The organism is Psychrobacillus sp. FSL K6-2836 (genome assembly GCF_038003085.1).
Lineage (GTDB): Bacteria > Bacillota > Bacilli > Bacillales_A > Planococcaceae > Psychrobacillus.
In genome coordinates this window covers 3,830,267-3,854,435 of sequence record NZ_JBBOOM010000001.1, presented here as the reverse complement: position 1 = coordinate 3,854,435, position 24,169 = coordinate 3,830,267, and the positions used below count along the sequence as shown (strand labels likewise).

Annotated in this window: 22 protein-coding genes and 2 tRNA genes; all 24 read right to left on the bottom strand. The window is 36.5% G+C overall.

Going from position 1 to position 24,169, the window contains the following annotated elements; translation table 11 throughout:
• Positions 1-2: 2 nt before the first annotated feature.
• Positions 3-2,321, bottom strand: coding sequence for an endopeptidase La (lon, locus tag MKY37_RS18640; RefSeq protein WP_340779257.1), 2,319 nt, complete (start codon positions 2,319-2,321; stop codon positions 3-5).
• A gap of 145 nt (positions 2,322-2,466) precedes the next feature.
• Entirely contained in the window at positions 2,467-3,735 is a 1,269-nt protein-coding gene (clpX, locus tag MKY37_RS18635) for an ATP-dependent protease ATP-binding subunit ClpX (protein ID WP_340779256.1), read from the bottom strand.
• Positions 3,736-3,905: 170 nt separating this feature from the next.
• Positions 3,906-5,186 (bottom strand): trigger factor, encoded by a 1,281-nt coding sequence (gene tig, locus MKY37_RS18630; protein ID WP_340779981.1) that lies wholly within the window; start codon positions 5,184-5,186, stop codon positions 3,906-3,908.
• Positions 5,187-5,322: 136 nt separating this feature from the next.
• Complete coding sequence (locus tag MKY37_RS18625) at positions 5,323-6,321, bottom strand: hypothetical protein (RefSeq protein ID WP_340779255.1); 999 nt, start codon at positions 6,319-6,321, stop codon at positions 5,323-5,325.
• A gap of 165 nt (positions 6,322-6,486) precedes the next feature.
• Entirely contained in the window at positions 6,487-6,663 is a 177-nt protein-coding gene (locus MKY37_RS18620) for a hypothetical protein (protein ID WP_340779253.1), read from the bottom strand.
• A 79-nt stretch (positions 6,664-6,742) separates the two neighbouring features.
• Positions 6,743-7,249 (bottom strand): integrase, encoded by a 507-nt coding sequence (locus tag MKY37_RS18615; protein WP_340779251.1) that lies wholly within the window; start codon positions 7,247-7,249, stop codon positions 6,743-6,745.
• Positions 7,250-7,469: 220 nt separating this feature from the next.
• On the bottom strand, positions 7,470-7,712 hold the full coding sequence (locus MKY37_RS18610) for a stress-induced protein, KGG, repeat-containing protein (RefSeq protein WP_340779250.1): 243 nt from the start codon (positions 7,710-7,712) through the stop codon (positions 7,470-7,472).
• A gap of 150 nt (positions 7,713-7,862) precedes the next feature.
• Positions 7,863-9,329, bottom strand: a complete 1,467-nt coding sequence (locus tag MKY37_RS18605; protein ID WP_340779249.1) for an alanine/glycine:cation symporter family protein — start codon at positions 9,327-9,329, stop codon at positions 7,863-7,865.
• 30 nt (positions 9,330-9,359) lie between these two features.
• Positions 9,360-10,961 carry an amidohydrolase gene (locus MKY37_RS18600; protein WP_340779248.1) on the bottom strand — a complete coding sequence of 534 codons (1,602 nt, stop codon included), beginning with the start codon at positions 10,959-10,961 and terminating at the stop codon, positions 9,360-9,362.
• Positions 10,962-11,207: 246 nt separating this feature from the next.
• A complete protein-coding gene (locus MKY37_RS18595) occupies positions 11,208-12,515 on the bottom strand; it encodes a CitMHS family transporter (protein WP_340779247.1) in 1,308 nt (435 codons plus the stop codon).
• 639 nt (positions 12,516-13,154) lie between these two features.
• Positions 13,155-14,120: a tripartite tricarboxylate transporter substrate binding protein gene (locus MKY37_RS18590; protein ID WP_340779246.1), complete on the bottom strand. Its 966-nt coding sequence runs from the start codon at positions 14,118-14,120 to the stop codon at positions 13,155-13,157.
• A gap of 54 nt (positions 14,121-14,174) precedes the next feature.
• On the bottom strand, positions 14,175-14,849 hold the full coding sequence (locus MKY37_RS18585) for a response regulator (RefSeq protein ID WP_340779245.1): 675 nt from the start codon (positions 14,847-14,849) through the stop codon (positions 14,175-14,177).
• A complete protein-coding gene (locus MKY37_RS18580; RefSeq protein WP_340779243.1) occupies positions 14,842-16,470 on the bottom strand; it encodes a sensor histidine kinase in 1,629 nt (542 codons plus the stop codon). The genes MKY37_RS18585 and MKY37_RS18580 overlap by 8 nt, the downstream gene beginning before the upstream one ends.
• 267 nt (positions 16,471-16,737) lie before the next feature.
• A tRNA-Arg gene (locus MKY37_RS18575) sits at positions 16,738-16,811 on the bottom strand.
• Between the two features lie 95 nt (positions 16,812-16,906).
• A tRNA-Arg gene (locus MKY37_RS18570) sits at positions 16,907-16,980 on the bottom strand.
• An 85-nt stretch (positions 16,981-17,065) separates the two neighbouring features.
• On the bottom strand, positions 17,066-17,563 hold the full coding sequence (locus MKY37_RS18565) for a metallophosphoesterase family protein (RefSeq protein WP_340779242.1): 498 nt from the start codon (positions 17,561-17,563) through the stop codon (positions 17,066-17,068).
• A gap of 9 nt (positions 17,564-17,572) precedes the next feature.
• Entirely contained in the window at positions 17,573-18,175 is a 603-nt protein-coding gene (locus MKY37_RS18560; protein ID WP_340779240.1) for an XTP/dITP diphosphatase, read from the bottom strand.
• Between the two features lie 131 nt (positions 18,176-18,306).
• Positions 18,307-19,104 (bottom strand): glutamate racemase, encoded by a 798-nt coding sequence (racE, locus tag MKY37_RS18555; RefSeq protein WP_340779238.1) that lies wholly within the window; start codon positions 19,102-19,104, stop codon positions 18,307-18,309.
• Positions 19,105-19,113: 9 nt separating this feature from the next.
• Positions 19,114-19,569 (bottom strand): MarR family winged helix-turn-helix transcriptional regulator, encoded by a 456-nt coding sequence (locus MKY37_RS18550; RefSeq protein ID WP_340779237.1) that lies wholly within the window; start codon positions 19,567-19,569, stop codon positions 19,114-19,116.
• Positions 19,570-19,647: 78 nt separating this feature from the next.
• Positions 19,648-19,872 (bottom strand): helix-turn-helix domain-containing protein, encoded by a 225-nt coding sequence (locus tag MKY37_RS18545; protein WP_370627162.1) that lies wholly within the window; start codon positions 19,870-19,872, stop codon positions 19,648-19,650.
• 61 nt (positions 19,873-19,933) lie between these two features.
• The gene (locus tag MKY37_RS18540; protein ID WP_340779235.1) at positions 19,934-20,386 is read right to left on the bottom strand and encodes an acyl-CoA thioesterase; all 453 of its coding nucleotides are present in this window, start codon (positions 20,384-20,386) and stop codon (positions 19,934-19,936) included.
• 503 nt (positions 20,387-20,889) lie between these two features.
• Complete coding sequence (sdhB, locus tag MKY37_RS18535; protein ID WP_340779233.1) at positions 20,890-21,666, bottom strand: succinate dehydrogenase iron-sulfur subunit; 777 nt, start codon at positions 21,664-21,666, stop codon at positions 20,890-20,892.
• A 2-nt stretch (positions 21,667-21,668) separates the two neighbouring features.
• Positions 21,669-23,426, bottom strand: coding sequence for a succinate dehydrogenase flavoprotein subunit (gene sdhA, locus MKY37_RS18530; RefSeq protein ID WP_340779231.1), 1,758 nt, complete (start codon positions 23,424-23,426; stop codon positions 21,669-21,671).
• Positions 23,427-23,475: 49 nt separating this feature from the next.
• On the bottom strand, positions 23,476-24,087 hold the full coding sequence (locus MKY37_RS18525; protein WP_340779230.1) for a succinate dehydrogenase cytochrome b558 subunit: 612 nt from the start codon (positions 24,085-24,087) through the stop codon (positions 23,476-23,478).
• Positions 24,088-24,169 lie beyond the last annotated feature (82 nt).

Sequence of the window (24,169 nt, the reverse complement as noted above, 5' to 3'; positions counted from 1 at the left end):
TATTATGCCTCCTCTAGAGCCAGTTGAAGCACCTCTTCAGCATCGGAAACAAAATGGAATGTTAATACTTCGCGAACACTTTCTGGTATATCTTCAATATCGCGCTCGTTGTCTGATGGACAAATAATTGTCGTCAAACCTGCACGATGTGCACTTAGTGTTTTTTCTTTTAAACCGCCGATAGGTAGTACTCGACCTCTTAATGTAACTTCCCCTGTCATACCGACTTCACGTTTTATAGGACGCTTAGATAGTGCAGAGACAAGCGCAGTAACTATAGTAACCCCTGCCGAAGGACCATCTTTTGGAACAGCACCCTCTGGGACGTGAATATGGATATCCTTGTTTTCATAAAATGTTGGATCAATCCCAAAATCCTCTGCTTTTGATCGTACATAAGATAATGCAGTTTGTGCAGATTCCTTCATTACTTCACCAAGCTTACCAGTCAATTGGAGTTTGCCGGTTCCTGCAGACAACGAAACTTCAATTTGCAGCGTATCCCCACCTACTGATGTATAAGCAAGACCAGTAGCCACTCCTATTTGATTTTCTGTTTCAGCTTGTCCGTACCTAAATTTTCGTTTACCTATAATATTTTCAAGACTTTTTGTTGTAATCGAAACTCGTTTTTTATCACCTGATACAATTTGCAGCGCAGCTTTACGACAGATATTTGCTAGCACCCGCTCCAAACTACGCACTCCAGCTTCTCTAGTATAATGTCGGATTACATCCAGTAAAGCATCATCTTTTAACTGTAGCTGACTTTTCGTTAAACCATGCTCTTTTAGTTGTTTTGGTAATAAATGATTTTTTGCAATAGAAAGCTTTTCTATCTCTGTGTAGCCAGCAATGGATATAATCTCCATACGGTCACGTAATGGCCCAGGGATAGTACTTAAATCATTTGCTGTAGCGATGAAAAGGACATTGGATAAATCATATGTCTCTTCGATATAATGATCACTAAATGAATTATTTTGCTCAGGATCTAATACTTCTAGCATTGCAGCGGAAGGATCTCCTCTAAAGTCATTCGACATTTTATCGATTTCATCTAGTAAAAACAATGGGTTAACCGTTCCAGCTTTTTTCATCCCTTGAATGATACGTCCAGGCATAGACCCTACGTAGGTTCTTCGATGACCACGAATCTCCGACTCATCTCGGACTCCTCCAAGTGAGATACGGACAAAATTACGCCCTAAAGACTCAGCAATTGATTTAGCTAAAGAGGTTTTACCAACTCCAGGAGGACCAGCTAAACAAAGAATTGGACCTCTTAAGGATTTCGTTAATTGTCTGACAGCTAAATACTCTAACACACGCTCTTTAACAGACTCTAAGCCTTCATGATCCCTATTCAATATTTGCTCAGAACGTTTTATATCTAACAGGTCTTCTGTAGCTTTAGTCCATGGGATAGAAACGATCCAGTCGATGTAATTTCGTATTACGCCACTTTCTGGAGCCTGCGTAGGAAGTTTTTCATAGCGATCTAATTCCTTTAGCACATTCTTTTTCGTTTCTTCAGGTAAGCCAGCTTCCTCAATACGTTTTTTTAATTCGGCTACTTCACCTGTTTTACCTTCTTTATCCCCAAGCTCTGTTTGAATAGCTTTCATCTGTTCACGTAGATAGAACTCTTTTTGTGTTCTTTCCATCGCATGTTTGACCCTTGTATTTATTTTCTTTTCTAGGTCTAATATTTCTTGTTCATTGTATAAACGACCGACTAACCATTCTAAACGTTCTTTGACATCCATTATTTCTAATATTTCCTGTTTACCGGAAATTTTTAAAGGTAAGTGGGAAGCAACCATATCTGCTAAACGACCAGGTTCTTCAATATCAGTAACGGAATTGAATGTTTCTTCGGAGACACTCTTAGATGATTTTGAATACTTTCCAAAATTATGTACTAGCGTACGCATGAGTGCCTCTTCTTCTTGATCCGCTTTTTCGGGTTCAATAAATGCAGTCACTGAAACTTCGTCAAATGTATCAAGCTGATTAAAATCATCCCAAATGGCACGTTGTAATCCTTCTACTAATACCCTCAACGTACCATTCGGCAACTTCACCAATTGCTTTACTTTCGCAATTATGCCGACATCATATAGATCTGACATATTTGGTTTTTCAACGGTCATATCTCTTTGAACAGAAAGAAATAACTTTTCCTCTCGAATCATTGCCTCATTGAGTGCAGCGATAGAACGCTCACGCCCTACGTCTATATGTAAAATCATTGTAGGATAAACGAGTAAACCTCTAAGAGGCAGTACTGGATAAAATACATTTTTTTCTTTAGTCATTTGGGTAGTCACCTCCAGCTTATTCTGTCCGAATAACTCATTAATAATGCTTCGGATAAAAAAAGTTCCTATTAAGTTAAAAAAGCTGACATCCTTGCATGCGCTAAGCACGCGCAGATTGGAAGCCAGCTTTGTCAATGGCTAATTAAGCCGATGTTTTTTCATTATCTTTTTCTAATTCTGTGCCATCCTCTAATAATAGTTTAGGTTTGGCTTTTTCTGTAATAGATTCTTTCGTTATTACACATTCTACAATATCATCTCTTGAAGGTAATTCAAACATTACATCAAGCATGATATTTTCGATAATAGAACGAAGACCACGGGCACCAGTTTTTCGTTCTATCGCTTCTTTAGCAATAGCTTCTAATGCACCCTCTTCAAATGTTAGCTTCACATTATCCAATTCAATCATTTTTTGATATTGCTTAGCAAGAGCATTTTTCGGCTCTGTTAGAATTTGAACTAAAGCATCCACGTCTAATTGCTCTAGGCTAGCTAGTACTGGTAAACGTCCAATGAATTCTGGTATCAAACCAAATTTCAATAAATCCTCTGGTATTAGTTGAGAAAGTACAGAACCTTCTGCAACTTCGACTTTGTTAGGATCTGCTCCGAAACCAATTACTTTTTCACCTAAACGACGTTTAATGATTTGTTCGATACCATCAAAAGCTCCACCAACGACGAATAAAATATTCGTTGTATCGATTTGTAAAAATTCTTGATGAGGATGCTTACGACCACCTTGTGGAGGAACGCTTGCAACAGTACCTTCTAATATTTTTAGAAGTGCTTGTTGTACGCCTTCACCAGAAACATCACGTGTAATAGATGGATTCTCAGATTTACGAGCAACTTTGTCTATTTCATCAATATATATAATCCCTTTTTCAGCACGTTCGATATCATAGTCAGCTGATTGAATTAGTTTTAAAAGGATATTCTCAACATCTTCCCCTACATATCCTGCTTCTGTTAACGAAGTTGCATCTGCAATTGCAAATGGCACGTTAAGAATTCTTGCAAGTGTTTGGGCTAGTAATGTTTTACCACTACCAGTAGGACCTATTAATACTATATTAGATTTAGCTAATTCTACTTCATCGATTACACTATTTGAATTGATGCGCTTGTAATGGTTATAAACAGCTACTGCAAGTGATTTTTTTGCTCGTTCTTGTCCAATTACATATTCATCTAAAATAGCTAAAATTTCTTTTGGTTTTGGAACTTCTTTAAACTCTACTTCTTCTTCAATTCCTAGCTCTTCTTCTACAATCTCAGAACAAAGATCGATACATTCGTCACAAATATATACGCCAGGTCCTGCTACTAACTTACGAACTTGTTCTTGTGGCTTACCACAAAAAGAACATTTTAAGTTCCCTTTTTCATCATTGAATTTGAACAAAATATTCACCCCTATTCAAGCAATTATGTTACAAGATTCTCATCAAGTAATCAAATAATACGTTTAAGTATGTATTTTAATATATAAAATGCTATGTATATGATAGAACAAGGCACAGTTTTAAGTGCTGTACCTTGCTCTATTAGTATTAATCACGTATGGATTTGAAATTAAGAAATTTTAGCGTTATCCACTAAGAATTCAATTGTTTTTGCAAAACGTAGATCGTTTGCAAGAACGTCAGTACCACCAAGTGCACGTTTAATATCTTCAATCTTCATGTTGAATTGTGCGCTCATTTTTTCTAACTCTGCATTTATATCTTCTTCAGAAACTTCAATATTTTCTTGTTTAGCAATTGCTTCAACAGTTAATGAAACCTTAACTCGGTTATTTGCATCTTCTGTCATTTGTGCACGTAATGCTTCTTCATCTTGACCTGAGAATTGATAGTAAAGATCTAGGTTCATACCTTGTTGCTCTAAACGTTGACCAAATTCTTGTAGCATGCGGTCAGTTTCAGATGCGATCATTGCTTGAGGAATATCAATTGTTGCATTTGCAGCAGCAGCTTCAACTAATGTATCACGAAGCGTTTGAGCAGCTAATTGTTTTTTCTCTTCAGCAGTTACTTCTTTCAGTTTAGCACGTAAAGCGTCAATACCATCTACTTCAGCGTCAACTTCTTTAGCAAAGTCATCATTAAGTTCAGGTAGTTCTTTACCTTTAACTTCTTTAATAGTTACTTTAAATGTAGCAGCTTTACCAGCTAACTCAGCAGCATGGTACTCTTCTGGGAATGTTACTTCTACATCTTTCGCATCTCCAGTTTTTGAACCAACTAATTGCTCTTCGAAGCCAGGGATGAATGAGTTAGAACCGATTTCTAATGGATAATCTGTCCCAGCTCCACCTTCAAATGCAACTTCATCAACGAATCCTTCGAAGTCGATTACTGCAGTATCACCTTCAACGATTGCATCTTCTTTTACAACTAATTCAGCTAAACGATTTTGTTGGCTTTGTAGTTGCTCATCGATTTCTTCGTCAGTTACAGTTTCTTCTAATTTTGTTACTTCAAGACCTTTATAGTCTCCTAGAGTTACTTCTGGTTTTACAATAACTTTAGCAGTGAAAACTAAAGGCTGTCCCTTTTCCATCGTTACGATATCGATTTCTGGTTGATCTACTGGATCAATTCCAGCATCTTCAACAGCATGCCCATAAGCATGTGGAAGAATGATATCTAATGCATCTTGGAATAATGATTCTACACCATACATTTTTTCGAACATTGGACGAGGCATTTTCCCTTTACGGAAACCTGGTACGTTAATTTGTTTAACTACTTTTTTAAATGCTTGATCTAACCCTTTTGCTACTTCTTCTGCAGTAACTTCTACTGTTAATAAACCATTATTGCCTTCTTGTTTTTCCCATTTTACAGACAAATCCATTGACATATATTCTACCTCCAAATAATAATTTACAATAATTTAGCAGCCTGTATACACTCATACAGAACAGTTTTTCACTAATTATATTGACAACTTGTATATTATAGCATAGTTGACTAGAGTTTCAACATTATTCATAACTCAAAAATTCTAGTGATTCTTCCAATACAATGAGCAACTCTATGAACTCATCTGACCGTAATTCTCGATTACCAAATAACACATCCACATATTCAATGTATCTGTTAGCTACTATTTCATTAGTATATCCTACCCAATCAAATGGAAACAAGGCATAAGCATGTCGATGAACCATTTCCAACGTCATTTGAAGCTTTGTTGGATCTTTTTCTAACGTGTTCTCTATATAACGCTTTATGGGTTCTACTCGATCTACAGCAGTATGTTCCGGTGGTGCTGTTGGAATAATAGTTTCTTTAAAACCAAATTTTTCAACGGTAACTTCGTTATGCACTCCGGCAGCACCAAGTAGTAAAAGTGCAAGTGATTTAATAGTAGGGATTATGTCTGAGCTTTCGATAATAGTGATGATTTCCTTAGTTATCTCCATAATATCTGTTTGAAATGCCTCTTGCAATAATTGTTCCTGCATGCCATAAGGTAGTTTTTTAAAGTGACTAAGCTTAAACTGTTCACTATCAAATTTGGTCTGCACGTCTTCATCTGACGAATATGTAGTATCTGTTAACATCTTGATGCTCAGTTCTTTTAGTTGTTTAAAATTTTTCTTTTGTTGAAAAGTGTATGTCGAATCTTTCATCAACCCATTTAACACTTCGTTTAATTGTTTGTATTCTTTTAGATCTAGCAAAATTGTCAAATATAATTCTATTACCTGCTCGAAAAAAGGGGATTTCTTTTCGTAAAGAGTTTCACATATTTTCTTCGCATCTAATGCTCTACCTGTTTCTAGTAATGAAAGTATATAAACGCTTTGTACCATATCACTTAATTCTTTATATTTGTTAGCCTCATCAAAACAAGACACCGCTTCCACAAAATTGTTCTCTTCAGCAAATTTAAGCCCATTTTCAACATAATTTTCGATCATTCCAGGAAATAAAATGACGTTTTCATCCTTTAGAATTGGATGATTCTTTTTTTTCAACGTAATTCGCCACCCTCACTAGCTAATCTATGTACTTAATTATATATACTATATCATTTTTTCTTTGTGCACTAATACAATCTGGTTAGAAATTTTGAATACAACAAAAGAGATGCGCCTAATCGGCAATTGATCAGGTGCATCTCTTTAAAACTGTCTTAATAATTATCGACGCAAGCCACCGTCTTCTTCTGTACTGATCGTATCTTCTTTGTAGTTTCCATCTTCTTGTCCATCTTTATCGTTTTCTTTTCTTTTTTCTATTTCTTCGATTTTACTTGGTTGCTCCTGTGTTGTGTTAGGATCTTCACTGTATCGCTTTTCTTCATTTTGGTTAGGCATTTTGGATACTCTCCTCTTTTTAAAAATTTTATAATTTGTGATAGTTAATGGATTCCCTATCTTTATAGTTATAAACAAATTATGCGGTTTTTTCGTTTAGGCTTTCTAAGAGAGTCTCGTATAATTTTAAATCCTCTAAATATAATTTTTGATAGGATTCTAAACTATGTTTCTTCACTAACACAAAACTTGAATGATCAATCAGACTAAATTTTTCGTTAAGCATTTCCGCATTTATCCAAGCTGTTTGTTCAAATGCAATATTCATCTCATGTTCGTCTATTAGCATTGCAAGTAACTCTCTATTCTTATGAATCTCACTTACTAAATAACGCTTTTTGGTCTGGAAAATTTCGATAGTCCGCTCTAACGATTCAAGTAAATCTTGCCGATCCATTGCGTGACCTAATTCATGAATAGTTAATATTTTTATATATAATTCTAACGAAACAAGTGCTTGAATTTCTTCCCACGAACTTACTAACCGCTCAAAATCCACACCTATATAGTGTCCAATGAAGTTGTAACTCATATTAATACCAGAATGGTCTTGTCTTAATTCCAAATCTATCCTAACTGTTTTCATAATAGATCTGATAACCTTTTCAATATATTTATTAGTGTATCTACTTAACATATAGTTTCTTGACTTCCCCTTTATTTTTACTATTTCAACAAGATACACTATAGGATAATAGGAGTTTGATTTCAATCGAAAGGTTTTGGGAAAATATAAAGGATGCACGAAGCCATATTGGCTTCATGCATCCTCTAAATTATTATTTAGTTTTATTGACTTTTAGTTTTTAACTATTGATCGAGTTATAATCGTCTTCATTTCTTTTTTTGTTTTTTTCATCAGGATTTTCATGACTTTCCTTATCAAAGTCATTTAGATTGTTCCGGGCTTCTCCACCCTTGCGACCTAATTCTTCATAAAACTCATTTTCATGATTATTGGAGGTTGCTTCCCGGCCGTTACGTCCCGCTTCATTAACTGACTCATTTGGATTGTTGTTTCTGTTGCGTTTGTCCTGGTTGTTTGGCATTCTTGTAATTCCTCCTTTAATTTTTTTGAGCTTCATAGGCTCACTTTCTAGTTTCCCGGTTATAAACGAAATAAACACAAAAAAAGTATTTTTTATTAAAAAACACATAAAAGACAAGCCGTGTTTTCAACGACTTGTCTTTTGTATTAACTATTTTCTATTTCCTTTTTTTACCTTATCCTCGTAAAACACGCTAAAGTTCGGGTCTACAATTCCTATATTTAAGTATCTAGCTTTGTAGTCTCTTAGCAGCTCGAAGAATTTTTTACTTAAAAACAATATAACGATTAAGTTAACGAAAGTCGGGATAGCTGTTGTAATATCCGCAAAATACCAAACCGCTTTTCCAGGCATATCGTTCATTACTGCATAAATTACCATTAATGAACCTGGAATAGGATATAACCATTTGAACAATGTTAATATTTTGTACTTCAATGCAAGCTTCTTTTCATTATTAAATACATGTCTTAACAATATTTCATAATACGTATACCAACCTGTAGAAGTGGTTAGTCCGAATAAGAAGATGGAGATTGTTATTATATATCTACCAAACTCTCCAATTCCAATTTCAAAAGCAGATAATGTTAGAGCCGCACCATCTAAACCTGAAGACCATGCACCTGTTATAATAATTGTAAACGCAGTGATAGTACATACGATAATCGTATCCGCGAATACCTCCATCGCACCCCACATTCCTTGCTTCACAGGATGGGCAGTCTTAGCTGTTGAGTGGATCATTGGTGAAGTACCCCAACCAGCCTCATTACTATAAACCGCACGAGCAACACCCATACGAATTACCTGAGCAATTGCCGCTCCGGTGAACCCACCTACTGCCGCCATTCCAGAAAAAGCACTATCAAATATTAAGGAAAAAACAGGTATGATTTCGGAGTAATTTTTAAAAATGATAAAAAGTCCAGCGATCACATAGAACAAACACATAAACGGAACGAGCAAAGAAGCAATCTCACCAACCCGTTTAATGCCACCGTAAATAATAATATAAATAATCGTTAAATAAATAAACGAGGCGGGTATCATTCCAATATCAAATGTAGAGCTAACTGCTTCTGAAATCGTATAATTTTGAAGTGTGATAAAAAATGTAGTGAAAATACCTAAGCCAAATAGGATTGCTGGAACCTTCCAATACTTAAAATTCTTTTCCTCACCAAGACCTTTTTCCATATAGTAAGTTGGTCCTCCATATGGATTGCCTTTTTCATCCGTATTTCGGTAGTACACAGATAATGTTACTTCAACCGTTTTTGTAATCATACCTAGGAGTGCCGTAATCCACATCCAAAAAACTGCTCCAGGTCCACCAATGGCAATTGCAGTAGCAACACCACCGATATTCCCTACCCCCACACTTCCCCCAATAGCAGTAGCCACAGCTTGGAATGGTGTTAATATTCCTTTTGTATCTTCCGTTTTATCTTTTTTTCCAAAAACCTTCCCAAATGTTTCTTTAAAAATATGAGGCAAATAACTAAACTGAAAAAGTTTACTTCCAATTGTAAAATATAAACCTACAAAAAGAACTGTAAATATTAGTGGTAATCCCCATAACCAACCAACAATCGTTTCCAGTATTGCATCCAAAAGCATAACCCCTCTCTTATTTTTATGTGCTTATCTCTGGTACCTTACTTCTCCTCCAATAACGGTCATTTCCGTTTCGGTAGTCAATAATTCATCGGGACTTTCCATTTGAAAAGGGTCTTTAGATAAAATGGTCATATCACCCAACTTGCCCCGTTCTAATGTTCCTTTCAAATTTTCTTCATTGGTTGCGTAGGCGCCCCCCACTGTGAATAAATGAATGGCTTCATACATAGACAATTTTTCTGACTCATTATAGCCATTATGGCTTTCTCCAGCCTTCCTTCTAGTTATAGCCGCATGAATACCTAATAACGGATTTAAAGGTTCAATTGGAGCATCTGAGCCTCCAGCACTTATTACTCCTTTATCTAGGAGGCTTTTAAAAGGATACGCAAACCTAGCTCTATGTTTTCCGAGTCTATCCTCAATCCAAGGATAATCACTTGAAACAAATTTAGGCTGCAGATCAACCATTCGATGAGGACTGCTTAATCTTTGGATTAATTGTTCATTCAATATAGAAACATGAATGAGCCTATCGCGATATTTGGACGGTTTAAATTGATCTAAAATATCAAGGACATTAATAAGTGCCTGATCCCCAATCGTATGTATTGCTACAGGCATATTTTGCAGTCTAATGTCACGTATTAGTTGAAATAAGACTTCATTATCGTACATCGCGTTGCCAACATTACATGGATCATCTAGATAAGGCTCCGATAGATGAGCTGTCCTACCACCTAATGCACCATCAGCAAATAATTTAATGGCTCCTATTCTAACCTTGTCATTTCCATATCCAGTGCTCATTCCAGAAGTCACCATTTCCTCTAAATAATCATAATCTATTAATAGATTACTACGAGGCCCTATTCCCTCATGATTGATAAGTTCATCAAATAATCTGTATGTTTGTCGCGCACCTCCTAGATAATTCGGGTCATTAGTATGAATACTCGTTAAGCCTAAACGAATAGCTTGTTGCAAGCCCGCTTGTAAGGCACTCTTTAATTGTCCGTAACTCTTTTCTGGAATATGCTTGGAAATGATCGTTGATGCAGTTTCCAGCAATAACCCATTAGGCTTGTTCGTATTTGGATCTAATACAATTGTACCGCCATAGGGAATATTCATATTTGGGTGGTAGCCACTTATTTTCAAAGCAGTGCTGTTAACCAAAAATGCGTGTCCACAAATTCGAGGCAAAAAAAGCGGCTTATTCGACGAAACCTTGTCTAATTCTTCAATAGATGGAATTCTTCTATCTGGAAAAACATTCTCATCCCAACCTCTTCCTAAAATCCACTCACCAGGCTTCATATTAACTGCCCATTTCTCGATGGAGTCCAATAAATCATCTGTAGATTTAACGTTAGTGAGATCCAGTTCTTGTGAATTGATACCAACGCTTGAAATATGCAAATGACTATCTATTAAGCCTGGCAAAACAGCCCGACCTTCCAAATCGATAATTTTAGCTCCATTTCTCCCCCATTGAAGTAGAATTCCCTCATTAGTCCCCATATCCACGATTCGTTCATTATGAATAAAGATGGATTGCACAATAGGTTCTTTCGGATTCATCGTGTAAACTTGCCCATTGATAAAAATAGTTTTCACATTCATCTACTCCTTTCCTATATATTTATTATAAAATAAAATTACTATATATTGAATGATATATTTAGATATTTTAAAATATTCCGTCTTTTTAGAAGAGTATATGAGGTACAGAAAAAATGTAGAACTATCCTCAAGACTAGACTCTGTCAGTACATAAACGCATAAACAACACAAAAAACCACCTTCAGCTAGAAAGGTGATTTTTTGTGTTTATTTCTAAATTAGCAACTTGATTTGATCTGGTCAAAATTAGAAAGAAATTACTCCGAAGACAATTGCCGCTATAATCATGACAAAACATGACCCTAAAGCCCATTTAATAATAAACTTTTGATGGTCACCAAATTCCACACCAGCCATACCAACAAGTAAATAGGCAGAAGCCATTAATGGGCTCATCGCATGAACTGGTTGACCTAGTAATGACGCACGCGCAATCTCTACTGGATCCACACCATAAGCTGCGGCAGTTTCAGCCAATATTGGTAGCACCCCAAAATAGTATGGATCATTTGCCATAAAATAAGTAAACGGTATACTTGTTACAGCTGTAATGACGGCGAAATTCGAGCCTAAAGAATCTGGAATTACTGAAACTAAGCTATTGGCCATCGCATCAACCATTTCTGTTCCAGATAAAATTCCCGTAAAAATACCAGAAGCAAAAACTAAACCAACAACTGCGAGTACATTTCCTGCATGATTAGATATCCTTTCTTTCTGGTCATCTAGATTTGGATAGTTAATCATAAGAGCTACGACAAAAGCAATCATGAACAAAGTTGCTAACGGTAATACAGAGGTAACTAAACAAACAATCAGTACAATCGTTAAAATGAAATTGACCCATAACAATTTCGGTCGCTTATAGTCTTCCAATGCTGAAGTTACTGCTAGCTCACCTAAAGCAAGCATCTCGTCCTTTGAATATTGAATCTCTGCAACTCCCAATCTTTTACGCTCTTTTTTCCCAAGAATATACGCCGTAAATAAACACCATAAAATTCCAACGGCCATAACAGGGATTAGAGGAGTAAACACATCCGCTACATCTAGCTGCAGTGCAGCTACCGCTCTTGCTGTCGGTCCCCCCCACGGTGTCATGTTCATAACACCAAATGACAGCATCGCAACGCATGTTAATATGAGTGGATTCATTCCAATGCGCTTATAAAGCGGAAGCATTGCTGATACTGTAATCATATAAGTTGTTGTTCCATCACCATCAAGTGCTACAAGCATGGAAAGGATAGCTGTACCTAAAACAATTTTTAATGGGTCTCCCTTAACAATGACTAAAATTTTTGAAACAAGCGGATCAAATAGGCCAGCATCAATCATTACACCAAAATAAAGTATAGCGAACATTAACATTACACCAGTCGGTGCAACTTGTTTGATACCATCTAGCATCATTTCACCGATGCCTGGTCCAAATCCTCCTAGTAATGCGAACAAAATTGGTATTGAAACCAACGCGACCATCGCGGACATTCGTTTTGTTATGATTAAGTACATAAATACAGCGATCATTGAAAAACCTAAAAGCGCTAACATACTATTCCTCCCCTATATCGCATTCCCCAATTGTCATTTATCAAATATGACAAATAATTTAACAATTTAGATATTGTCTAAATATAGATTAGTAGTTCGCTCATGTAAACGTTTACAAAATATAGTTATTTAAAACCTTTTTAGCTATTTCGTTCATTTAATCCATAGTCTGATAATTCTAAAATCAACATAAAAAAACACTTAGAAAATCTAAGCATTCTTTGACTGACTTCTATATGACGAATAAGCAAATAGTTTTAACTAGTGACAGCTCTCTTATATATCACAAATGATTACAATGCCTTTACCGGTCCTTCAAGAACATCCTGACTACCAAATAGATACCTCAAAAAAATGGCACGATGAACAAGATGAAAAAAACGCGAAATAACTGATAAGCAGCAACCATTGATACATCTGCCTGGATAATCGGCACAAGAACAAAACAATCAACCAACTTGAATGAAACGGCGGAGGTATTAACACATATATCCCTAAGGCAACCTCGTAATAAGTTAATTTCTATATCATAATACTTTTGCCAATATCGTACGGCTATTATCATAAGAAGTAAATAATACGAAATATTATTTCATTAAATCCATTTAAACTATTTTGTTTATATTATTCAGAGCAATATTAGTATTCTCCATAAACCTTCATTAAATCCTCATACATCTTGTCCTGCTCTTCTAGGAATTTAGAAGTTTCACTGCTATCCTTATAAAAGTCTTTCCACATATATTTCTGTAGCATTTGTTGCCATTCCTCTGTCCGCACCATTTTTTCAATCGTCCTATCCCAAAAACGAATTTCTTCCTTCGTCATATTAGGCGGTCCCATAATACCGCGCCAATGTTCAAAAACTAAGTCTATCCCTTCTTCTGACCATGTAGGGATTTCAGGAAGTTCTGTTAATCTTTCATCAGATGAGATAACAAGCATTTTCACTTGGTTTAAATCATAATACTTTTTTGCCTCTGCTAAAGTCATTGTGGCAACATCTATTTGCTTTTTTAATAATGCATCCACTACTTGAGCACTATTTTCGTATATAAAAAAGTCCAGTTCTTCGGGTTGCAATCCAGCTTGTTTGCCAGCTAATACAAATGAGAGCTGATCGTCGTTCCCTAATCTTGGAGAAACGCCAATTTTATATTCAGAAGGTGTTTCTTTCAAATTTTCCATTAAGCTTTTTGCACTGCTTATGCTTGAATCCTTTGAAACGATTACGACCTCCCATTCTGTAGCCAAAATGGCTATTGGTGTAAAATCTTTATAGGTTATCTTACTTTGACCTAATAAATGATTAGTAATAAGCAAGCTGGAATTGATAGCTAATACATGATCTTTTTGCTGTTTTGTATATTTCCACCCTAACTCTCCACCAGCTCCAATTTTATTGAGCACATGAATATCCTCGTCAACTAAGTTTTCGCTCATTAGAACGTCTTGTATAGCTCGTGCGGTTAAGTCCCATCCTCCACCAATTGATCCAGCTACAATCCTTACTTCGTCTGTAATCACTTCCTGGTTGTCTTCTGGTGAACACCCGGTTAAGAGCGTGACAAAAAGTGTGAAAACGACCATTAATTTTATCCTCATTGTTCATCCCTCATTAACTTAATTAAGAACACCTCAACTATTTTGAGCCCTTTGTTATTCTATAAGGTAATATTTCCTCTGAGGTCTTCCTACTATTCCATATTCATGCTTTGCTGTGCAGACATCTATCGAAACGAGATACTCTAAATACCTTCTTGCAGTTGTTCGAGATACGCCCATCTTTTCACTCATTTCATCAATGGAAACGCCTCTAAGTTCTTCCACTACCCCTTTTATTTTCTCTAAAGTATGGCGATCAACGCCTGTTGGGAGATCTTTTTGCATGATTGTTGATGGATTAGTGATTCCAAATAATCGATCAATCATCGTCTGATCCATTTCGTCACTACTTCTAAGTAATTCTTTCTTTCCTTTATAACCTTCAATTGTTTCAACAAATTTCTTCATTGTTACCGGCTTCAATAAATAATTTGATACACCATATCTGACAGCTTTTTCAAGCATGGTTCTTTCCGTTGCAGCAGTCACCATAATAATATCAATAGTCGGATACATCTCTCTGATTTTCGATAATAAATCTGTTCCAAGTTCATCAGGCAAATAGATATCTAATAAAAGTAGATCCACTTCATTTTCACTTAAAAGTTCCATTGTTTCTTTCGCATTTAGCGCCTTCCCGACCAGTTGTACACCCGTTATCTTTTGTAAAAACTGCTCTTGAACTTGTGCAATTCGAAAATCGTCCTCTGCAATTACAACCTTAATCACTTTCTTCCACTCCTGACTCTATCCCAAAACCATTTTTCGGAAGGTAAACTGTAAAAATAGACCCTCCATTTCGTTCATTACTCACTTCAATTGTTCCACCTAATAATTCTACAATGCGTTTAACATTGAATAGACCATATCCCCTATTTTCACCCTTAGAGGAGTATCCTAAAGTAAACAAAGACTCTAACAAGTCTTCTGAAATTCCTTTTCCGTTGTCTATTACTTCAATAATTATATCGTTTCCAAGCCCCGTAATGGAAAAAGCCACTTTTTTCTCGTTCTGATGTGCAACGGCATCAAATGCATTATCAATAAGATTCCCTATGATTGTAACGATATCTGTTACCTCAATATGGCTAGGTAAGGGATCTACATAACTCTCAGCATCAATATCAAGGATAATCTTCTTCTCTGACGCTTTTCCAAGTTTCCCTAACAAAATAGCTTGGACATTTGCATCATGAATTTGATTAAATAATATTTGGTTTTGATGCTGATGATTGATAGACTCTTTTTGAATAAATTCTAATGCGTCCTCATACCGTTCTAATTGTAATAATCCTGATAACAAATATAATTTATTGGCGTACTCATGTGTTTGCGCACGAAGCCCTTCTGAATAACCTCGAACCTCCGTTATTGTATTCATAAGCTTTTTTAGTTCAGTTTTATCCCGGAAACTAGAAACGACACCTACAACATTCCCATTTTCAATAATTGGTATTAAGTTAAAGATGAAAACTTTTTCAATGATCAACACCTCAACATTATGAGCAGTCTTTCCTGTCTGTAGCACATCATCCATTTTTATATCTGGAAGGACATGCTGAATATGCTGACCTATAAAGTCTTCCGTGTTTAGATTCAACATAGACTTTGCAGAATGATTGATTAAAGTTAATAATCCATTTTCATCAATAGCTATAATTCCTTCTTTAACGGATAAAAGAATTGCACTTCTTTCCCTATACAAAGAAGCAATTTCATGTGGTTCCAGTCCCAATGTATCGTTTCTAATACTTTTTGTTAGAAAAATACCGCCGATGATTCCCAACAGTAAAACAACCAATGAAGCAACGATAATAATTTTAATGCGTTGATAAATACTCTGATAAATATCCCTTTCCAAAAACTCGACAGATACTGTTCCAATCACCTGAGTATAATCTCCATAATCCGTAATAATAGGTACCTTCCCAGTTAAAACTGAACCTTGCTTCCGCTCTACTTCAAAATTATTAGAACCCCCAAAAATTAACGCCAGATAACCTGTATCATCTAAAGTCTTCTGACCGACCAGACTTGGATTTACATGTGAATAAATGATACCCTCTCGATTTTCGATGATAATATTTGCCGCTTGCACCTGATCCTTTACCTGCTCAGCAATTGGTCGAAAATGGGTTTCTAATTCTTGTTTTTCAATAGCATCCCTAAGCTCAGGCATGAGGGAAATAGACTTTGCCGATTGCAAAGCTAATTGTTCCACATGATTCCTTGTATCAACAGATTGAAGGTAAGCAAATATGCTTGCAAGTAGAATAATGATTAAAAAAATTAGCGTACTAATTAGTCCTAATATTTTAGTTTGTAATGGAATATTTTTAAGTTTATTCATTGTCAGAACTCTTTTCTTAATATAACTATTCTTTTAATCATAGCATTTCCATAAACTAATTTATAGCGTATAGAGACCACTAAACTAGAAGAGTCAAAGAAGCAAAAAATGAAAAGATAATGATTCTGGTATTAGAATACATATAATCCGTTACACGCACATCTTATACATACTAAATGAGAAATTTTAAAGCCATCGAATTTATTAGATGCAAAAAAACCTCCTAATCATTGATTAGAAGGCAATTTCGATACAAAGCATAAAGTATGTCCCAGGAGAGATTCGAACTCCCGACCGACGCCTTAGAAGGGCGTTGCTCTATCCAGCTGAGCTACTGAGACTAGTGCTCCCCCTAAAGGGATACAAGGTTATTTTTGATGAATTAGGGATTCGTTCATATACGGTTTTTCCAAAAATTCATAACCTTAAATAATTATGTCCCAGGAGAGATTCGAACTCCCGACCGACGCCTTAGAAGGGCGTTGCTCTATCCAGCTGAGCTACTGAGACAAGTACTCCCCCACCTAAACTGATAGGAAAGACAAGATTTATTATATAATGATAACAAAGATAAGTCAACACTACTTCAAATAATTTATAAAGTTACTTTTTCTAGCAGTATATGTTCATCTGAATAAAACAGAACTGACCAAAAATCACCGCTTTTTTCAGCTATTGCATAGCTTTTTTCTTTACGTCCACGAGGTTGCTGAAGACTACCAGGATTGATAAATAATATACCCTCCTGCATTTCTGCCCCTAATAAATGCGAATGACCAAAGCAAACTACTGAGGCTTGTACCTCCTGCGCTCGATAAAAAAGGGGCATTAGAGTCGATTTAACATTGTATTTATGACCATGAACTACAAGTACTTTGGCATCCTGGACAGAAAACAATTCCTCTAGAGGAAATCGATCATCTATATCACAATTTCCACGAACAACATGAATAGGAGTATCATAAAAGTAATTTGCATCTAACTCACTATCCCCACAATGGATAATCGCATCCACTTCCTGTTGGTGTTGCTCCAACACCTGTTCCATTGTGTTGGTTGTATTATGTGTATCACTCATTATTAATAGCTTCATTTCCCTCACCTATCCTTCAGAAATTATTTCTTTCAGACCCAATGAAAGTTTTTTTATCGCATTGCCTCGATGAGAAATTGCTCCCTTTTGCTCCACTGTTAGTTCTGCCATCATTTTTTGTTCGGAAGGAACATAAAAGATTGGGTCATATCCAAATCCATTCGTCCCTTTTCTTTCGGTCCCAATGACTCCCTCACATGTTCCTCTGACAGTGAAAGGCTCTTTGTTTGGGGATGCAACTGCAATAGCACATACAAATCGTGCTGTTTTTTCGGTTTCTTTGATGCCTTCTAGCTCTTTTAGCACTTTTTCGATATTTGCCTCATCACTTTTCTCTTCGCCTGCATAACGTGCAGAATAGATACCTGGTCGCCCATCAAGTGCGTCAATCTCTAAACCACTGTCATCTGCAATAACCATCGTTTGTAAATGGTTTGCTAAGGAAGTAGCTTTTAATAATGCATTTTCTTCAAAGGTTGTACCTGTTTCTTCTATATCCATTTCTTCCGCCACATCATGGAGCGTTTTAACTTCATATCCTAGGGGGTTAAACAACGCTTCAAAGTCTTTTGCTTTTCCTTTATTTTTAGTTGCTATTATTATCTGTTTCAATTGATATCTCGTCCTTTTTCTCTAATTTTAAAAGCCAACTTCTCTAGTTATGTACATTAGCAGCTAATTATCAGTAAATACCCTGCAAGCAAAAGAAGACCCCGTTTTCGAGGATTCTCTAGCTAACAGGGTCATTTGAATGAAATTGTTCGAACGTCTGCACTCGGTATTTCCAACCATTTCTCTACGATCGTTTTGAATATAGGCACAGAGCCAGTCGTATAAAATATTGGTGATTCTTTTTGTTTAATCGGATTATTAAGTTCATGGTAATTTAAATATTCTTTTACATCATGAGCAGTTTCTTCCGCAGAAGAAAGTACATTTACATGGTTCCCAACAGCCTCTTCAATATGCTTTTGTAAAAGTGGATAATGAGTACAACCTAAAATGACGGTATCAAATTGCTCTTTCTTCAGTGGTGTTAATGTTTCCATTACCATATTTCGAGCAAATTCACCTTCGTATTCATTACTTTCTACAAGTGGTACAAATGTGGGGCATGCTAGTGGAATCACTTTACTAGACGTATTTAAAGAAGCAATAGCTTTCTCATACGCACCACTTTTTATAGTACCGCTTGTACCTAGCACTACTATTTCATTACTTTTTGTTGCTTTAATCGCCGCTCGAGCTCCTGGAAAAATTACACCTATCACAGGAAATGGCATCTTATTACTTAATGAATTGAGTGCTACTGCAGTAGCAGTATTGCACGCAATTACTAGCATTTTGATATTCATTTTTGCTAAAGCATTAGCCAACTGCCACGTAAATTTTCGGACCTCTTCGCTTGTTCTAGGTCCATACGGGCATCTGGCTGTATCACCAATGTAAATTATTTTTTCATTCGGTAGTAATTGCATAATTTCTTTCGCAACTGTTAACCCACCAACTCCAGAGTCTATAACACCAATTGGGGCTTTCACGTCAATTCCTCAGTTCTTCATCTCTTGATGTAATTTTTCTAATAATACGGATAAATTTGCAACTTCATCATGATCGAATTGTTGAAGTACATCCTCTAAATACTGCTGTCGTTTATCTATAACCTCTTCTATAATTCGTGCGCCCTCTTCTAACAAATGTATACGAACAACACGACGGTCTTGTTCATCCCTTATACGCTTCACAAGGTCACTTTTTTCCATACGATCAATTAAGTCCGTAGTTGTACTAAAAGCTAAATACATTTTATTGGATAAATCTCCGATAGTCATATCGCCAAGCTCGAGTAGCCATTGAAGTGCTACAAACTGTGGAGGCGTAATAGTGTAGGCACTTAAAATTTGTCGTCCCTTTTGTTTAATGATTCCAGATATATGTCGAAGCTCTTTTTCTAAAAAAGCAACTTGCTCCTGATCTAATATTGCCTTATTAATATCCTCTGCCATCTGTTCCTTCACTCCTCAAAACAATAACCTTCTTTCTATTATTGTGACGTGTTATGAGGAAAATGGCAAGGATTCATATCAATTCAACGATAGTTCACCTAATCGTAATAATTCTACAATCGCTTGAGACCTACCCGAAACTCCTAGTTTTTGTATTGTATTTGAAATATGGTTTCTAACTGTTTTCTCGCTTATTGATAACAAAGCTGAAATTTCTTTTGTAGAATTATCTTCTACTAATAATTGAAAAATTTGACGTTCTCTACTTGTCAAAATCGAACGATGCTGATTGTTGTCGTACAATGCCATAGCCCCCTATCCACTCTCCTACTAACGTATGTAGCACGGGGATGGTAGGTGACGGCTAGTTAATACTCTTTTGAAAAACTTCTCGTTCCTCCTCAGACCATTTTGCAGCACGACCAGTTTTTTTATCAATTTGAACTATGGATCCACGACCAGTAAAGACAATTTCACCTTTTTCATTCTTTGCCATGTAATGTATATCCACAGAGGATGAGCCAACAGAATTTGCTTTCACATAAATGTGGAGCAACTCATCAAAGAATACTTGTTTTACATAATCACATTGCAAATCAGCAACTACCGGAATTTTTTCTCCCTTTGGATTTAACCAGTCATTCATGAGTTGAATATGCTTGAAGTATTCAATTCGCGCATATTCAAAATAAGCAAATGTAACTGTATTGTTCAAATGTCCATACATGTCCGTTTCTGAAAAACGTACACTAACCTCCGAATAAAAACGAAAATCCTGCTCCCATGTTGCACTATCTTCTATGTATTTAGCCTTCATAAATTAAGCTCCCCCTAAAATGAATAGATATTCATTTATTGTAACAGAGAAAGAAAAAATCTGCATAGAATAATAATATTCTACACAGATCTTCTTATAGCATCTATTGTCTAGCTTCAACGCCTTGCTCCTGCGCAAAGCTCGTCGCAGAAAAACATATTGCTCCTGCGCAAAGCTCGTCGCAGAAAAACATATTGCTCCTGCGCAAAGCTCGTCGCAGAAAAAAACATTTTGCTCCTGCGCAAAAGCTCGTCGCAGAAAAAAACATATTGCTCCTGCGCAAAGCTCGTCGCAGAAAAAAATATATTGCTCCTGCGCAAAGCTCGTCGCAGAAAAACGTTGCCCCTCGAGGTTAAATGTAAATCTTTTCCTTCCAACAAGTTGGACTGCAAATCTTCCCATTTACTTGTCGGAGGCCCGCAGGAGGCGGGTCATACAGTCGTTGCGACACGATGTCGCATACTTAGACTGTATACCTCCATAGGCGCGATTACGCATTTCTACTAATCAACCATATGGTCGCTTCCGAAGAAGTCTTTGAACATTTGAACAGTAGTATCACGGTTCAATGCAGCGATAGAAGTTGTAAGTGGGATACCTTTTGGACAAGCAACAACACAGTTTTGTGCGTTACCACAGTTTGCAAGACCACCATCTCCCATAATTGTATTTAAACGTTCATCCTTGTTCATAGAACCAGTTGGATGTGCATTAAATAAACGTACTTGTGAAAGCGGTGCTGGTCCCATAAAGTTAGAACCACTGTTTACGTTTGGACAAGCTTCTAGACATACACCACAAGTCATACATTTAGACAATTCATATGCCCATTGACGTTTGCGTTCTGGCATACGAGGTCCTTCACCAAGATCGTAAGAACCATCGATAGGAACCCATGCTTTTACTTTTTTCAAAGAATCGAACATGCGTGTACGATCCACTTGAAGATCACGAACAACTGGGAATGTTTTCATTGGTGCCAATTGAATCGGTTGTGTCAATTGATCGATTAATGCCGAACAAGATTGACGTGGACGACCATTGATAACCATTGAACAAGCTCCACATACTTCCTCTAAACAGTTCATATCCCAAGTTACAGGAGTTGTAGCTTTTCCATCAACATTTACAGGGTTTTGACGAATTTCCATTAAAGCAGAAATTACATTCATATTTGGTCGATAATTTACTTCGAATTTTTCCCAAAATGGTGTAGATTCAGGTGTATCTTGACGTAAAATTTCAAACTGGACTTTTTTTGTTTCAGTTGCTGTTACCATTATTAATTGTCCCCTTTCGCAGAATAATCGCGTTTACGAGGTGCAATAAGAGATATATCTACTTCTTCATAATGTAAAACTGGAGCCCCTGTAGCTGGATCAAATTTCGCCATCGTTGTTTTCAAGAACTCTTCATCATTACGCTCTGGGAAGTCAGGCTTGTAATGCGCTCCACGGCTTTCATTACGATTAAGCGCACCTAATGTAATAACACGTGCTAAATATAACATATTTTTTAACTGACGAGTAAATGATGCGCCTTGGTTAGACCATTGTTGCGTGTCATCCATATTAATATTTTCAAAACGCTCTAAAAGCTCTTGAATTTTCTTATCAGTTGCTTCTAATTTATCATTATAACGAACAACAGTTACGTTATCCGTCATCCATTCACCAAGTTCTTTATGAAGTAAGTACGCATTTTCCGTACCTTTCATAGACATAACTTTGTCCCATTTCTCTTGTTCCAGTTTTAGTTCAGCTTCAAAGATAGAATCATCCATATCAACTGCATGAGTTTTAAGATGACTCATATATTTAACTGCATTTGGTCCTGCAACACTTCCGCCGAAAACAGCTGAAAGTAAGGAGTTAGCTCCTAAACGGTTAGCACCATGCTGTGAAAAATCACATTCTCCAGCAGCAAATAATCCTGGAATATTCGTCATTTGATCATCATCGACCCATAGTCCGCCCATTGAATAGTGAACTGCAGGGAAAATTTTCATTGGAACTTTACGAGGGTCATCACCAGTGAATTTCTCGTAAATTTCAATGATACCACCAAGTTTAACGTCTAGTTCATGTGGATCCTTGTGTGAAAGATCTAGATAAACCATGTTTTCTCCATTAATACCTAGCTTTTGGTTAACACATACGTCAAAGATTTCACGTGTTGCAATATCACGTGGAACTAAGTTACCGTAGGCAGGATATTTTTCTTCTAGGAAGTACCAAGGTTTACCGTCTTTGTATGTCCAAATACGTCCACCCTCACCACGTGCAGATTCTGACATCAAACGTAGTTTATCGTCACCAGGGATTGCAGTTGGGTGAATTTGGATAAATTCTCCGTTTGCATAATAAGCACCTTGTTGATATACGATTGAAGCAGCAGAACCAGTATTGATGATAGAGTTAGTAGTTTTCCCGAAAATAATTCCAGGGCCACCAGTAGCCATAATAACTGCATCTCCGCGGAACGCACGAATTTCCATTGTTAGAAGGTTTTGCGCTTTAATACCACGACATACGCCTTCGTTATCTTTAATAATTCCAAGGAATTCCCATCCTTCGAATTTTGTTACTAAACCGTCTACTTCAAAACGACGAACTTGCTCGTCTAGTGCATAAAGTAATTGTTGGCCAGTTGTTGCACCAGCAAATGCTGTACGGTGCATCATTGTACCACCAAAACGACGGAAATCTAATAATCCTTCAGGTGTACGGTTGAACATAACACCCATTCTGTCAAATAAACTAATAATCCCAGGTGCTGCATCTGCCATTGCTTTTACTGGTTTTTGGTTTGCTAAGAAATCTCCACCATATATAGTATCATCTAAATGTACTGCTGGAGAATCTCCTTCACCTTTTGTATTTACAGCTCCGTTAATACCGCCTTGTGCACAAACAGAGTGTGAACGTTTTACAGGTACTATTGAAAATAGATCTACGTGCGTGCCATCCTCGGCAGCTTTCATTGTTGCCATCAAGCCAGCTAATCCACCGCCGACAACAATCAGTTTACTTTTTGCCATGCTATTCTCACTCCTCGATTTAATAGTAGTTGAACGTCTTTACAGTTTCTTAAACGAATGCTAGAAGAGCTTGTACGCCAACTACAGATAACGCTAAGAAGATTATTAATGTTACGTAAGTTGCAATTTGTTGTGATCTTGCAGATTGTGTAATACCCCAGCTAACTAAGAATGACCAAATACCGTTAGCTAAATGGAATGTAGCCGAAATAACACCTACGATATAGAAACCTAACATCCATGGATTAGATAAGATCTCTTCCATCATGTTAAAGTTAACTTCTTTTGCTCCAATAGCAGCTTGGAAACGTGTTTCAAAAACATGCCATGCAATAAATACTACAAGGAAAATTCCAGTAAAGCGTTGCAAAATAAATAAATAGTTTCTTAATGTACCAAAGTTTTTCGGATTATTTTTTGCAGTGAATGCAATATAAATTCCGTAAAATGCATGGAACATTAATGGTAGATATATTACGAAGATTTCTAACAATAACTTAAATGGTAGACTCTCCATAAAGTGAGTTGCACTATTAAATGCTTCTGCACCTCTTGTAGCAAAATGGTTTACTACTAAATGCTGCGTTAAAAACAAACCTACAGGAATAATACCTAGTAAGGAATGCAGTCGACGCCAATAAAATTCGCGCTCCTTCGACAAAACAATTACCCCCTCAAATTTCCGACTGATAGTTTGAAAACTATCGCAAAAAAACAATTGTTTTCAAATCTTTCACATCATC